The following is a 14,281-nucleotide window of genomic DNA, read 5'->3' on the forward strand; positions in this document are numbered from 1 at the left end:
TAGTGATGGTGCTAACCTTTATGCGGACAACTTCGGAACAGCTTGTACTACATGCTAAAAAAGGCGGTTGACTTATAAGTGTCAATCGCCTTCTATCTATTTTGCAAATGGTAGACTTGCTAAAAGACCGTTATATAGCTTTAGCACAACATAACAAATAAATGTTATAAATATCGCCCAAAAAAGAATCTCGAAAAAGATCAATCCTACCGTTCCAGACAAAGATAAGAACTGGCTCATCTTGTATATATTGAAAATAAAATAACTAAAAATGGTTACGGCAAAGACACAAAGCAAGATATAGATAGATTGTACCCCAAATACTGATAGCAGCGAGCCAAAGAAGAAGATAAGGTAGCCGCCTCTTGCGACACTGATCATTTCTCCATTATTATTCTTTGAGAATAATAGCATGCCCACTTCATGAATCGTTTCTCCTATCAGCTTTAGGGCTGAAAATAACATAAAAAAACAAAGTACAAATACGCTTAACAACAAAAGACGCAATTCTATATCCGTCAGAAACTCACGCATTCCTGTATAAACGCCAATGCCAGTTAAAAAACCCAATGATTCCCCAACTAGATAGATTCCAAAGGTTAAACTAAATAAAATAACAGAAAACAATGGTAAATAACCATATATATATGGATTTTTCATGACAATTTCCTCAAAACTTATTTTTTCTTCCTATTTATAATAACTGTTAAATATAAATGTTATCAAGTTCATACTATTTTTACCCAAGTGAAAACAGATAGGATAAGTGGTATAATCTGATTATTCTTGGAAATTTACAAATGCTTTTATTTTAAAGGGGGGGATTATTTTTGTTTCAAGTACTATGTATCTTTATTCCATTACTGGCTGCGCTTTTCATGCCTTTCTTCTTTAAAAAAGTCAGTACGATACATACTGGGTGGTTCGTTTTAGTCGTTCCAATTTTTCTTGTAAGCTACTACGCACTTTTTATACCGACCGTCTCTAAAGGAGATTCAGTGATTGCGCAGTTGGATTGGATACCATCACTTGGCATATCATTCGTGTCCTATCTTGATGGGTTAAGTTTATTATTCTCGCTGCTTATCTCAGGAATAGGGGCACTGGTTGTTCTTTATTCGATTTTTTATTTGGATCGTACAAAAGAACAGCTGCATAACTTCTATATCTATTTGTTAATGTTCATGTGTGCAATGCTGGGTGTCGTTCAATCAGACAACATGATGACACTCTACTTATTCTGGGAGTTAACTTCAATTTCCTCATTCCTATTGATCGGTTATTGGAACAATCGTGATAAGTCCCGTTTCGGTGCACTGAAATCAATGATGATTACAGTAGCAGGCGGCATGATGATGCTTGGGGGATTCGTCTTACTATCTATTATGGGAGACACGTTCTCTATTCGCGAATTGATATCGCAAGCACCTGAACTTTCGACCAATGATCTATTTGTTGTCGCACTTGTATTGATATTATTGGGTGCGTTTACAAAATCCGCCCAATTCCCGTTCTACATCTGGTTGCCAGATGCCATGGAAGCACCAACACCGGTTAGTGCCTATCTCCACTCGGCAACAATGGTTAAAGCAGGGCTTTATTTAGTAGCACGCTTCACGCCTATATTTGCCGTGTCGGAAATCTGGATTTGGTTAGTAACAGGCATCGGTTTACTAACGTTGTTCTGGGGTTCTTTCTTTGCATTAAAACAAAGGGATTTAAAAGGAATTCTCGCCTTTTCTACTGTCAGTCAGCTTGGCCTCATTATGTCATTGCTTGGGGTGGGAGCAATTGCCTTTCATGTAGATGGCGCCCAAGAGACGATTTTTAAATATGCGGCTTTTGCAGCGATATTCCATCTTATCAACCATGCTACATTTAAAGGAAGCTTATTCATGATTGCGGGGATCGTCGACCATGAAACGGGTACTCGTGATATCCGGAAGCTTGGCGGCTTAATGAGCATTATGCCAGTGAGCTTTACAGTGGCTTTGATCGGAAGTTTCTCTATGGCAGGGTTACCCCCTTTTAATGGATTTTTAAGTAAGGAAATGTTCCTAACCGCAGTGCTCTCAATTACAGAATTCGATTTATTCAATTTCTCGACATGGGGAGTTTTATTCCCGATCATCGCTTGGATTGCAAGTGTATTTACATTTATTTATAGCTTTTACTTTGTATTCCATACATTTACCGGAAAAGGAAAGATTGATCAGTTACCTCACAAACCACATGAAGCACCTATGGGTATGCTAGTCTCTCCTGTAATATTGGCAGGATTAGTGGTTGCCTTATTCTTTATTCCAAACATGATAGCGGATACTTTTATCAAACCGGCAGTGATGGCTGTTCAGCCATTCCTTTATAGCAGTCCGGACCAAATTGATATTCATGTAGCGGCTTGGCATGGCCATATCACGACTGAATTAAAGATGACGGCCGGCATTATCGTCCTTGGACTCGCTTTATTCCTAACGCTATCTAGATGGCAAAAGATCTACAGCCTATTCCCTTCTAAATTAACGTTAAATAATTTGTATGACTTTATTATCTATGATTTATTTGATAGATGGGCTGGAAGATTATCAGGGCTATATATGACTGGTTCTATCCGTCGCTATTTAAGTTACATGCTTGGGTCAATTTCAATCATTGTCATTGCCACTTTATTTATGCAGGATGCATTTAGGATGAATTTCGATGGTGCATCACCAATTCGTATTTACCAGGTTATCCTGATCATTGTTTTAGTGATAGGAACGATTACAACTGTCTTTGCAAAATCAAGGATTACTTCGATTGTAGCCTTGGGATTAGTCGGCTACACAGTATCCTTGTTCTTTATCATGTTTAACGCACCCGACTTAGCGCTGACACAGTTGGTAATTGAAACGATTTCCGTTGCATTATTCCTGCTTGCTTTTTATCACTTGCCTAAACTTAAAAAGGAAAAAGAACGCACTCAATTTAGATTCGGGAGAGCTTTTGTTTCGATAGCTGTCGGTGCCATGGTTACACTTGTGGCTCTATCGGCACATTCGCAGAAATTAATTCCGTCCATTTCCGAATACTACAAGGAAACTGTGTATTCATTGGCTGGTGGAGGAAATATTGTAAATGTTATTTTAGTAGATTACCGCGGATTTGATACATTGTTTGAAATTGCCGTACTATCCATTGCAGGGATTGCTATTTTCGGAATGATTAAGCTCCGCTTGAGCAAGAAAGGAGAAAAACTATGAAGACGAATGATGTGATTATCCAGTTTACTGCGAAAATCGTCTTTTTCATGATTTTCTTCTATGCTGTTCATATTTTCTTCGCAGGTCATTACACACCCGGTGGAGGATTTGTAGGAGGCTTGGTAACTGCCAGTGCAATTGTATTACTCATTGTTGCATTTGACTTAAAAACGGTTCAAACCATCCTGCCGATTAATTATATTTATATGGTAGCAATCGGCTTAATCCTGGCTTTAGGGACAGCTGCAATCTCCATGTTTACCGGTAAACCGTTTTTTACGCATTTCTTTGATTATTTCAATTTGCCTATTTTGGGCAAAACATCACTTCATACAGCGGCGTTATTTGATTTAGGTGTTTATTTGGTTGTTGTTGGTGTGACGATGACCATTATTCAAACAATTGGGGAGGACGAATAATGGAAATAGTAATGGCATTTGTTTGCGGCTTTCTTTTTATGGCTGCAATTTACTTAATTTTATCTCGCAGTCTTCTCCGAATAATTATTGGAACAGGTTTATTGAGTCACGGAGCGCATTTGCTGATATTGACCATGGGCAGCTTTAAGGGGAGCGCACCGCCAGTTTTAAGTGATGGTGTGACAGATTTTGTCGATCCCCTGCCGCAAGCTTTAATCCTGACAGCCATTGTAATTAGTTTTGGCGTCACAGCATTCATTTTAGTACTTGCCTACCGTGCATACCATGAACTCAAAACAGATGATATGACTTTAATGAAAGGAAGTGAGGACAATGAATAACTTTCTTTTATTCCCGATTATCATCCCATTTTTCTTCGCCATGATTTTAATGTTTGGCCGGAACAACATTGCTTACCAGCGCATTACAACCCTTTTTGGGCTTGTCCTTTCGATTATTTGTGCCGCAGGGCTTGTCTCGAAGGTATATGAAGATGGTCCACAAATCGTTACATTCGGGAATTGGCCGGTACCATTCGGCATTACCATGGTTTCGGATATGGTATCTGCACTTCTCGTGCTTACAACACTAATTCTTGCCCTTTTTATCGTATGGTACGGCTTCGCATCAATTGGGAAAGAACGCGAAAAATTCTTCTATTATTCAGGGATCATGTTTATTCTTACCGGGGTCAATGGAGCCTTTACAACAGGGGATATTTTTAACCTATTTGTATTCTTTGAAGTATTATTAATGTCATCTTATTTATTGATCGTGCTTGGTGGGGAAAAAGCGCAATTACGCGAATCAATTAAATACATTTTAGTGAATGTCATTTCCTCTGCTCTATTTGTTATAACTGTAGCATATCTCTACTCTGTTGTCGGGACATTGAATATGGCTGATATTTCGCTGAAAATCGCAGAAATTGATCAACCTGGCATCCTTACGGTGATTGCAGTTTTATTCCTATTAGTATTTGGTATGAAAGCAGCGATTTTCCCGATTTATTTCTGGCTGCCAAGCGCTTATTCGGCACCACCAATACCTGTACTCGCCCTATTCGGTGCCCTGCTTACTAAAGTCGGTGTTTACTCTATAACACGTACATACACGTTATTCTTTACACATGACTTAAGCTTTACACATGAGCTACTACTCATCCTTTCAATCCTCACAATTGTGGCTGGATGTATTGGAGCATTGGCCCACTTTGATGTGAAACAAATTATTATTTATAATATCGTCATAGCTGTTGGGGTTATCTTATTTGGCGTTGCCCAAATGAATGAGGCAGGTTTGGAAGGTGCAGTTCTCTATCTAATCCATGACATGATCATTAAAGCCGCATTATTTATGTTGATCGGGATTGTGATTTACGTAACAGGAACTACTAATTTGAGAAAAATGGGCGGCCTCATGAAAACCTACCCCGCACTAGGATGGTTCTACTTGATAGCAGCTTTCGGTTTAGTAGGGGTTCCGCCATTGAGCGGATTTATAGGAAAACTATTAATTGTAAGAGGTGGTTTTGAAGCTGCCAATACTTGGACGACAATCTTGGTGCTGGCATCTAGCATCATAGTTCTCTTATCAGCAATGCGAATTTTCATTTACGCATTTTGGGGTGAACAAGGGCAACTTTCAAGCAAGGTACAGAAAAACAAATACAATCGCCTATTCATTCCCACGGCACTATTGGTTGTCTTATCCATTTTCTATGGTATAGGAACCGAATGGCTGATGCCCTTCATGGGGGATGCAGCCAAAGTTTTAGTCGACCCTTCCATTTATACCAATGCGGTTATGAAAGGAGGAAACTAAATGTCCTTTCAAATCTTGTTGAATCTATTTTTAGCCTTTTTGTGGATGTTTTTGTCCTCTAATTATTCAGTATCGCGATTTATAATCGGCTATCTATTAGGGCTTGTAGTCATTATTGCTTTAAGAAGATTCTTTAGATCCAGACTTTATATTGATCGGGTATGGGCACTGATCAAACTAACAATTCTCTTTATTAAAGAGTTGATATTGGCGAATGTGTCTGTTCTGATACTCGTAATTAAACCGAAACTCGTATTGCAACCAGCCTTTTTTAAATACGACACAGAGTTAACGGAAGAATGGGAAATTACACTTCTTTCGAGTTTAATAACCCTGACTCCGGGGACGGTGGTTGTCCATGTTTCAGATGATTCGAAGTCACTATTTATACATGTTATTGATAGTAATGATATTGATGACACGATTGATTCGATTAAAAATTCATTCGAAAAAGCGATATTGGAGGTGAGCCGCTCATGACTTATTTTCTCTGGGCAGCAATCATTATTGTAGCCTTATCCATCGTTGCCCTTGTCTTTCGTCTTGTTAAGGGCCCCAATCCTTCCGATCGCGTTGTCGCTTTAGACACGATTGGCGTTGCTCTTATTTGCTTGGTAGGCCTATTTTCAATGCTGATAGATACTAGTTTCTTTCTGGAAATTATTTTATTATTGGCGGTACTCTCCTTCATTGGTACAATTGCCTTCTCTAAATTTATAGAGAAAGGAGACATTATTACCCGTGACGATTCTCGCTAACATTTTAGTTGTTTTCTTTATTGCAGCAGGGTTGCTCTTTCTTGTTGTAGCAGCAATTGGGGTACTACGACTGCCTGACCTTTATACACGTGCACATGCTGCGTCAAAAAGTTCTACTTTAGGGGTGATGTGTATCTTGCTGGGTGTGTTCTTTCACTTCTGGCTTAAAGAGGATCATTTTAACCCGACAATACTATTAGGCGTATTATTCCTATTCATAACAGGTCCTGTTGGTGCACATATCATGAGTCGTTCCTCGTATATAGCTGGTGTTAAACCTTGGTCCGGTACAATGCGGGACGAGTTAAAACCGGAAATTGAACGCATGAAGAAAGAACAAAATATAGAGTAATTCAAATTCTGAAGAATGTAAAAAGAAGTGCGAATAATTAGTTCGCACTTCTTTGCATTTTACCAGTATCTTCTGTGATGACGTCTGTGTGGATACCTTGGATATGAATAGTATGGATAAGGCTGATATGGATAAGGATAAGGTCTACCATAACCTCTGTTATCAGGGTAGATTACATTTCCAAGTAAACCGCCTAAGAACCCACCTATAAATGGAGGACCAAAACTAGAAAATCCACCGCCATATCCACCATAACCACTATAGTAATTTACCAATACGCTCTACCTCCTTTTCCCTAATAACTTATGTTAGGAAAGAAAAGACAGGTATGCTATATGCCCACTAGACTTAAAGTTATTAATCGCAAGATATTTACTTGCTTTGTTCGCCCAGTCTTTCGACAAATGTTGCGAGAGTTCGGACCATGACACCCGTCCCACCTTTTGGACCTAAATCATGGGCACTGGATGCATCCGAAGTTCCCGCGATATCTAAATGGATCCATGGCGTATCTTCAACAAACTCGCCCACAAAGCCTCCGCCAAAAATCATATGTCCATCACTGCCAGGTGAATTATTTAAATCCGCGACTTCCGATTTACGAATTCGTTTTTTATCTTTTTCAGTCAATGGCATTCCCCAAACAAATTCACCTGTTTCAATGCTTGACTCGATAAAGGCATCGAAAAACTCTTCATTGTTCGTTAGAGATCCTGTTTTATCAAAGCCTAATGCTGTAATAACACCGCCAGTCAAAGTAGCGACATCAATTAAGTAATTCGCTCCTTGCTGCTTAGCATAAGTAACCGCATCAGCCAATACGAGTCGTCCTTCTGCATCCGTATTTAAGACTTCGACCGTTTTTCCGCTGTACATCGTAATGACATCATCCGGTTTAAATGCCTCGCCCGAAATCATGTTGTCGGTAGAACCAATAACAGCCACAACATTTTTGTTTGGCCGAATTTCACCGATGATCTTCATCGCTCCCAGGACAGCTGCGGCGCCACCCATATCGCCCTTCATACCAACCATACCTGTTTTCGGTTTTATTGAATAACCACCTGTATCGTAAGTTACGCCTTTACCCACAAGCCCAATGACATCTTCCCATTTTTCAGTAGCTTGGTATTTGATCGTAATTAGTCGCGGCTCTTCAACTGACCCTTTATTGACACTTAGGATACCGCCCATTCCTAGCTCTTCCAACTCGGATTTTGTTAAAATTTCAATCTCAAAATCATATTGCTTTGCTAAATTTTCTGCATAATTTCCGAGTTCTGTCGCGGTTAATAAATTTGGAGGTAAATTCACCAGATTGCGGGCCTCATTCACCGAATCAGCGTAGATTTTCCCCACTTCATATGCCGCAGCAATTTCATCAATATCCGCATTTGTAACAAAATGAACAGCATCCATATACACATCGACTTCATTTGATGTTGTTTTATAGTTCGGTGTTTGGTAGAACCCTAGCCCAGCCCCTTCTGCGAATAAAAAGGCGATTGTCTCTTCATCAATCGGGCTTGCCGTGAATGATTCCAACCAAATAGAAAATTCATTAACCTTTAAAGCTCTCAATTGCTTTCCTACTATACCGAATGTCTCTCTTAATTCATTCTCGGTCAATGTCTTTGTATCACCTAAACCTACGAATAATACACGCTTCAAATGCTCGTTTTGACCAGTATAAGGAATTCTCGTTAATTTCTTGCGATCCGTATCTATATCACAAGAACGAATCCACTCCTCTAAACTTTCCCCGTAGAATGAAACAAAATCTTTCCACCCATTAATATGGTCACAATTTTTTTGAACACCAACAATTAATAGTTCGGTATTCACTGAATCAAAGGTTTTCTGTTCTTTTACAATTTTCATTTTCACTATCCCTCCACCTAAGCACTCCATGTTTATGTACTATTATCTCAAGTGAGATCATCATTCTTGTAGGATGTTGCAACAACATTTACTTTGAATGAATATACATACATATTATAGTAAAGATATAGCTATTTATCGAATATTTCAAATTACGAATCATTATAAATTGAATTCAGATTGTACGGATATGCTATACTTTAGACAAAGCTTATGAAAGGTAGGGATTGTTTGTTTTGGCACTCCTTCAAAATACACCCATACTGTTATCCATCTTCTCCATACTATTTGCACAATTTGTAAAAGTACCGATTCATTTAATTGCAACAAGGAAATTAGATTGGTCCTTAATGACATCAACTGGTGGTATGCCAAGTTCCCATTCAGCTGCAGTGACGAGTCTTGCTACAGCAGTAGGGTTCGAAACAGGCCTTGATTCTCCTACCTTTGCAGTTGCCGCAATGTTTGCAAGTATTGTGATGTATGATGCGACTGGTGTCCGGTATCAAGCAGGGCAGCATGCCTTGTTCATCAATCGTATGCGCAGTGAGTTAACTGTCTTTTTCCGTGAAGTCAAGCATTGGCCCGAGAAAAATGAAGATGAGAAAATCAAAGAATTAAAAACATTGCTAGGACACAAGCCAAGTGAAGTTTTCATGGGGGCTTTAACAGGAATCATCATCTCTGTTTTATTCTATAATTTGTTTTAATCATGATAAATCGACAGATGTCTCATGGACTCTGTTTGTGCTGGTATAAAAAAACTGACCCGATAGACGAGTCAGTTTTTTTAAAACATACGATATCCTGCTTTACGAAGATAAATCATGACAATTCCGGCTACAATTGCCCCTGCAAATCCACCTAGCAGAATGGAGATGTCGACAACCTGCAATGCCTGAAATTTGTCCAAAAGCGCCGGAAAAGCAGTATTGGCTTTGAAAATATAATCTAGAAAACTTACTTCATCAATAATAAAGATAACTACAACCGGGTAAACGATTGCCATTAACCAAGTCATACGCAGCAACATGTTCAATAAGAAACCGATTCCAAAAAACATGACGAAGAAAAGTACGACTGAGATGATTAATTGCACTAACGAAACTGAACCACTCATTTTATGTATAACCTCCGTTTTCCTCTCATTAGTTTACATGATAAAAGGACTCCTTTCAAACATAAAAAGTGGATGCTCCCTTGTTACTGAGACATCCACTTTAAAAATTCTTTATTAAAATTATATTAAGGATTAGTACCAATGGCCTTTCCATTAACAAATCTTGGGCTATTCCATAAGCCAATCCATTTTTTCACCGCTGTTACAACAATAATCAGCCCTAATACCAACATGATGATTGAGAGAATACCATTTAACACCGAGTATCCTGCAGCTGAACTATTCCAATAAACGTTGCTTACCATCCAAATCCCTGCCACATTGACTGTGATATATAAGTAAATGAGCGGGATAAGACAAGTTAAAACATATATTCGTTTAGAAGCCATTTTTAATATGACTGTTGCTCCTACCACTAAGCCAATCGAAGCCATTAGTTGATTGGAAACCCCGAATAATGCCCAGATAGGTCCAATTTCACCGGAGTATAATAAATAACCCCATAAGAAACATGCTAGAGCACTTGCGAAGATTGTACCCGGCAGCCAATCTGTGCGTTTCAATGGTTTTACCACATCTCCCAGGAAATCCTGGATTAAATAACGGGCTACTCGCGTTCCAGCATCAATCGCCGTTAAAATAAATACAGCTTCAAACATAATCACAAATTGATAGAAATACGAGGACATACCACTAAACCACGGGATACCCGTAAAAATTTGCGTCATCCCTACTGCTAACGATACACCCCCACCTGTACGACCTTCCAGATCCATGCCGATGCTTTGAGATAATGCGGCCAGGTTAACAGGTTCCATTCCTAATGTCGCATAAACAGCAGGTGCTGCATTAATTGCAAAATAATCGCCAGGGTGTAAAGCAGTAGCTGCGATTAAAGCCATGACACCTACTAAACTTTCAACCAGCATTGCACCAAAACCTACTACTCTTATATCTTCCCATCGGTTTAACATCTTGGGTGTGGTACCCGAACCAATAAAAGCATGAAACCCCGAAATTGCGCCACATGCAATCGTAATGGATACAAATGGCCAAACAGGTCCCGCTACGATAGGGCCACCGCCATGAATAAACTCAGTAACAGCTGGAAATTGAATCACTGGATTAACGAAGAACACACCTGCAATGAGAGCAATGAAAACACCTATCTTCATAAAACTGCTTAAATAATCCCGCGGTGCAAGCAAGAACCATACAGGTAATGCTGCTGCAAAGAAAGCATATACCGGTAATATAATTGCTAAAGTTTGGCGATCAAATGTTAACCAATCCCCGAGTGCTGTCCCTTGAATAGATGGTCCTATAAAAACCCCTATCATTAATAGAATAAATCCGATTGCGGAGGTCACCAATAAATTTCCCGTCTTCTTATAAGCAATCCCCACTAACATCGCAATGGGAATTGTAATTGCAACTGCAAATGTTCCCCACGGATTTCTTTCCAATGCACCAAGCACCACCATGGATAATCCAGCCATTGTGATGGTAATTATAAATAGCATGGCTAGACCCGTACAGAAACCAGCTACTGGACCAAGCTCCTCTTTCATTACCTCGGAAAGAGACTTTCCACCTCGTCTCATGGACGCAAACAATACAACCGCATCATGTACAGCGCCACCGATAACAGCACCAATCAATAGCCACAACAGGCCCGGCAGATAACCGAATTGTGCTGCCAAAACGGGTCCGACAAGCGGTCCTGCCGCTGCAATTGCTGCAAAGTGGTGACCGAAGGCAACCCACTTATTCGTAGGAACATAATCCTTTCCGTCATTTAAAGCATGCGCAGGAGTGGGTTCTTTTTCATTAATGCGTAAAACCTTTTTCGTAAAAAAATACCCATACAAACGATAACCAATAATAAGGACACAAATTGCACCAATTACAATTGATAACGCATTCATAATATTCCTCCCTCCATTTAAAAAACCTAGAGTAATAAAGAAACAAATGGATGATGAATCATACTATTTAGTTAAGAGAAGTTGCTTAAGCACTTTTTAAAGGATATGAAGAACCTACTCTCAACATGCATCGTTTATATGTACATTTGGCACAAGAACTTACTTATTATAAAATAGTTTATAAGCGGAATATTCAAAGACATCACCAGGATTTATTCCCTCTTTTTTATACAGCTGATGTTGAATTAACTCATGGCATGCCATTTCCTCCAGCATTACCGAAGACGCGCCGCTATTAACAATCTCCTCAACGCTTAACCATCGGGCTTCAGATATTTCTTCTTCTTGAATCTGGATGATTTGTCCCTCAGATGGGAGTGTACAACAGAAGATAGCCATATTATCACTAATTTCTTCACGTATCACACCTGTACGGAAACCAATCAGCCCTGTTACTTCACAGTGAATCCCTGTCTCTTCCACGACTTCCCTGACTATAGCCTCGTCTGCTGTTTCACCGATTTGGACAAACCCAGCCGGCAGTGACCAGACCCCTTTCAAGCCACTATACTTCTTTTTCACCACAAGCCATTTTCCTTCAGCATTTACAACAATTCCAGCAACACCAAGCCAAACCTTCCCACGATCCTTTTTCATTTTTTTCCCCCATCTCCATATATTTTACAGGACTTAAATTAAGGTACCCCTCACTGCATTCTTAATAGAAGAAGTTCATTAGAAAAGGAACCAATCCTTTTAGAAAGCCGAGTAGTATTTGTTAACGCAATCACTTCACGACACGTTAATTTCGCATATTGAAACCTGTTTTTTTAGTATAAAAAAAGTCTCTTTGATTAGATTCAAATCAAAAAGACTCTTTATTCAAAAGTATAGGTTTTTAGTATTAAATGTAAGTACAAATATACTAGTGATTTTGGAGTTATTCACAAACTTCTGGAGTACCTTCAACTTTAGCCGTTCTAAATGAAGTACCACACCCGCATGAAGCGATGGCATTTGGATTGTCGATGGTGAAACCGCCGCCAGATGAAGTTTTATTCAAAAGCTTGTTATATCAGCGTTTATAAGCGTTTTAATGGGTGGTAAATCACAGATTGGATTGTGAATCCCATGTCTCTGTGATTGTGTATATCGCTGTCCATATTGTACCCCAACTATTACGATTTTTCCATTGTTTTAATAGTTTTATATGGAAAATAAAATAAAACGCACAGCAACGAATGCTGTACGCAAGTGATTAATCAAGGTCTGCGAATAATAAAACATTTTTACAATTATCGCAAATTAGTGGAATTACAATCAACATATTGTTTTCATTAATTTCCCAATCGCCGTCTTTTTTTTGAGCAGAAACTAATGCTGTTGTAACAGGACCTCCGTCAGCGCCTAAGCCACCGAAACTTGTCCCACCACAATTTTGACATTTATTTACTTGTGGTAATTTCATATTGCTCACTCCCATTAATAAAGTGTTTCTGGATATTCTTTAATAACTTTGTGATAATCGCAAAGTTTGTTATGTGATTCAGAACCTAAGCCTTCTGGAAACCTAACTGGCTCAGCTTCGATAATGATATTCAAGATTACGAATTTGCTAACTTGACCTTCTTCGTAAAATGTGTGAACATTGATTACTTCAAAAGCGCTTGAGCCTTCTCTTTCTTTAAATACAACAAATTCACCTTTACGTGGAACATGTCCTATTTGCCCTTCGCTTAATTGTTTAACGTGGTCGACTTCTCCTCCACCTGGTGGGACCACATGCAATTCTAATGTCATTGAAATTCCTCCTTAAGATTAATCGTTTTTCTTCAAATCAGATTTAAACTTTTCCATTTCACCATAAAGCGTTTCAAAAACTTCTTTCCAACTGCCTTGTTCATAGTTTGTTAGAGCCAAGTTTTCAGCAAAATGATAGTTTCCTTTGTGATGAGGAACAGCTTGATAAATACTTTGTTCATAGGAACTGTGGAATACTTTTTCCCCAGAATCAATTTTTCTACTAAATTCACTGAAAACATCAACTATGGCTTGATATTCATCTCGTGTAACATCAGATTCAAATAACAATCGAGATTTCTCGCTATTTTCAAACAATAATTCTTGTCGAAACTCAATGAAATCTAATCGTTCTTCTAAAGTCATTTCTCTTGTAGTCATAATTTCACCTCCAAATATACCTATTTCGACATTAGCATTCAATTATCCTACCAATAATAGACAAATTCATATATAAAAAGAAAACACGCCAGTGACAATTCTAGCGTGTTTGGTGATCCATTCAATTTTCATGAGCTTTCTCAACATACTCATGCCCAGTCAACTTAGCAATATCTCGCTCCAATTGTTCGGAGTCCTCGAAAAAATATACTTGTAGTTTTCGATTGTTCTTATTGCGTTCTGTGTGGTGAAGGTCGTGACCAAGCCGAACTAATTCTATCATTAACTGCTTCTTGTAAACTCGCATGATTGCACCTCCAATTAATTGCGAATTTTTTTCGCATTTGACTCTTAATATTGTTAATAGTGTAGATGATGGAGCAACCTACATTAATGAAATCGAAATTTTATAAAGTTATCGACAGCAACGATAACTTGAGTAGGGTCGTATTGGTGTTACGAACCTCGAAAGCTGGTATCAACAGTATTGGTATCAGGTCTCATATCGTTTGAAACGATTTAAGATTTCAACATCATTTGAAATGATGTAAGTTTCCAAGGTCATTTGCAATGACC

17 protein-coding genes and 1 pseudogene are annotated in these 14,281 nt (G+C 38.8%); 8 read left to right on the forward strand and 10 right to left on the reverse strand.

Annotated features, from left to right (window positions below):
- Positions 1 to 96: 96 nt before the first annotated feature.
- Complete coding sequence (locus tag QYB95_RS04855; protein WP_301137082.1) at positions 97 to 660, reverse strand: DUF5366 family protein; 564 nt, start codon at positions 658 to 660, stop codon at positions 97 to 99.
- 218 nt (positions 661 to 878) lie between these two features.
- On the opposite strand from QYB95_RS04855, the gene QYB95_RS04860 reads away from it, so the two are divergent.
- From QYB95_RS04860 to mnhG, 7 genes are read left to right on the forward strand one after another with little or no spacing between them, the layout of a single operon-like run.
- Positions 879 to 3,242: a Na+/H+ antiporter subunit A gene (locus QYB95_RS04860; RefSeq protein ID WP_425609180.1), complete on the forward strand. Its 2,364-nt coding sequence runs from the start codon at positions 879 to 881 to the stop codon at positions 3,240 to 3,242.
- Positions 3,239 to 3,661, forward strand: a complete 423-nt coding sequence (locus QYB95_RS04865; RefSeq protein ID WP_301137086.1) for a Na(+)/H(+) antiporter subunit B — start codon at positions 3,239 to 3,241, stop codon at positions 3,659 to 3,661. Before QYB95_RS04860 ends, QYB95_RS04865 begins: the two co-directional genes overlap by 4 nt.
- A complete protein-coding gene (locus tag QYB95_RS04870; protein WP_301137087.1) occupies positions 3,661 to 4,002 on the forward strand; it encodes a Na(+)/H(+) antiporter subunit C in 342 nt (113 codons plus the stop codon). Before QYB95_RS04865 ends, QYB95_RS04870 begins: the two co-directional genes overlap by 1 nt.
- Positions 3,995 to 5,485 carry a Na+/H+ antiporter subunit D gene (locus QYB95_RS04875; RefSeq protein ID WP_301137088.1) on the forward strand — a complete coding sequence of 497 codons (1,491 nt, stop codon included), beginning with the start codon at positions 3,995 to 3,997 and terminating at the stop codon, positions 5,483 to 5,485. The genes QYB95_RS04870 and QYB95_RS04875 overlap by 8 nt, the downstream gene beginning before the upstream one ends.
- Positions 5,486 to 5,965: a Na+/H+ antiporter subunit E gene (locus QYB95_RS04880; protein ID WP_301137089.1), complete on the forward strand. Its 480-nt coding sequence runs from the start codon at positions 5,486 to 5,488 to the stop codon at positions 5,963 to 5,965.
- The gene (locus QYB95_RS04885) at positions 5,962 to 6,243 is read left to right on the forward strand and encodes a Na(+)/H(+) antiporter subunit F1 (protein WP_301137090.1); all 282 of its coding nucleotides are present in this window, start codon (positions 5,962 to 5,964) and stop codon (positions 6,241 to 6,243) included. The genes QYB95_RS04880 and QYB95_RS04885 overlap by 4 nt, the downstream gene beginning before the upstream one ends.
- A complete protein-coding gene (mnhG, locus tag QYB95_RS04890) occupies positions 6,227 to 6,595 on the forward strand; it encodes a monovalent cation/H(+) antiporter subunit G (protein ID WP_301137092.1) in 369 nt (122 codons plus the stop codon). Before QYB95_RS04885 ends, mnhG begins: the two co-directional genes overlap by 17 nt.
- 372 nt (positions 6,596 to 6,967) lie before the next feature.
- Here the strand turns inward: mnhG and QYB95_RS04900 are convergent, their stop codons facing one another.
- Positions 6,968 to 8,476 (reverse strand): leucyl aminopeptidase, encoded by a 1,509-nt coding sequence (locus QYB95_RS04900; RefSeq protein WP_301137095.1) that lies wholly within the window; start codon positions 8,474 to 8,476, stop codon positions 6,968 to 6,970.
- Between the two features lie 236 nt (positions 8,477 to 8,712).
- Between QYB95_RS04900 and QYB95_RS04905 the strand changes: the two genes are divergently transcribed.
- Positions 8,713 to 9,186: a divergent PAP2 family protein gene (locus QYB95_RS04905; protein ID WP_301137096.1), complete on the forward strand. Its 474-nt coding sequence runs from the start codon at positions 8,713 to 8,715 to the stop codon at positions 9,184 to 9,186.
- A gap of 80 nt (positions 9,187 to 9,266) precedes the next feature.
- On the opposite strand, the gene QYB95_RS04910 is transcribed toward QYB95_RS04905, so the two are convergent.
- The 8 genes and pseudogenes from QYB95_RS04910 to QYB95_RS04945 all read right to left on the reverse strand — a co-directional run bounded on the left by QYB95_RS04910 (position 9,267) and on the right by QYB95_RS04945 (position 14,012).
- Positions 9,267 to 9,596, reverse strand: coding sequence for a YuiB family protein (locus QYB95_RS04910; protein WP_301137097.1), 330 nt, complete (start codon positions 9,594 to 9,596; stop codon positions 9,267 to 9,269).
- A gap of 125 nt (positions 9,597 to 9,721) precedes the next feature.
- Complete coding sequence (locus tag QYB95_RS04915; RefSeq protein WP_301137099.1) at positions 9,722 to 11,524, reverse strand: carbon starvation CstA family protein; 1,803 nt, start codon at positions 11,522 to 11,524, stop codon at positions 9,722 to 9,724.
- Between the two features lie 159 nt (positions 11,525 to 11,683).
- Positions 11,684 to 12,181, reverse strand: a complete 498-nt coding sequence (locus tag QYB95_RS04920; protein ID WP_301137100.1) for an NUDIX domain-containing protein — start codon at positions 12,179 to 12,181, stop codon at positions 11,684 to 11,686.
- Positions 12,182 to 12,464: 283 nt separating this feature from the next.
- Positions 12,465 to 12,569, reverse strand: a pseudogene (locus QYB95_RS04925) (iron-sulfur cluster assembly accessory protein); the annotation flags it as partial.
- Between the two features lie 213 nt (positions 12,570 to 12,782).
- Entirely contained in the window at positions 12,783 to 12,992 is a 210-nt protein-coding gene (locus QYB95_RS04930; protein WP_301137102.1) for a hypothetical protein, read from the reverse strand.
- Positions 12,993 to 13,006: 14 nt separating this feature from the next.
- Complete coding sequence (locus QYB95_RS04935; RefSeq protein ID WP_301137103.1) at positions 13,007 to 13,324, reverse strand: hypothetical protein; 318 nt, start codon at positions 13,322 to 13,324, stop codon at positions 13,007 to 13,009.
- An 18-nt stretch (positions 13,325 to 13,342) separates the two neighbouring features.
- Positions 13,343 to 13,705 carry a DUF1878 domain-containing protein gene (locus QYB95_RS04940; RefSeq protein ID WP_301137106.1) on the reverse strand — a complete coding sequence of 121 codons (363 nt, stop codon included), beginning with the start codon at positions 13,703 to 13,705 and terminating at the stop codon, positions 13,343 to 13,345.
- A gap of 121 nt (positions 13,706 to 13,826) precedes the next feature.
- Positions 13,827 to 14,012 (reverse strand): hypothetical protein, encoded by a 186-nt coding sequence (locus QYB95_RS04945; RefSeq protein WP_301137107.1) that lies wholly within the window; start codon positions 14,010 to 14,012, stop codon positions 13,827 to 13,829.
- Positions 14,013 to 14,281 lie beyond the last annotated feature (269 nt).

This window comes from Ureibacillus aquaedulcis (assembly GCF_030418165.1).
Lineage (GTDB): Bacteria > Bacillota > Bacilli > Bacillales_A > Planococcaceae > Ureibacillus > Ureibacillus aquaedulcis.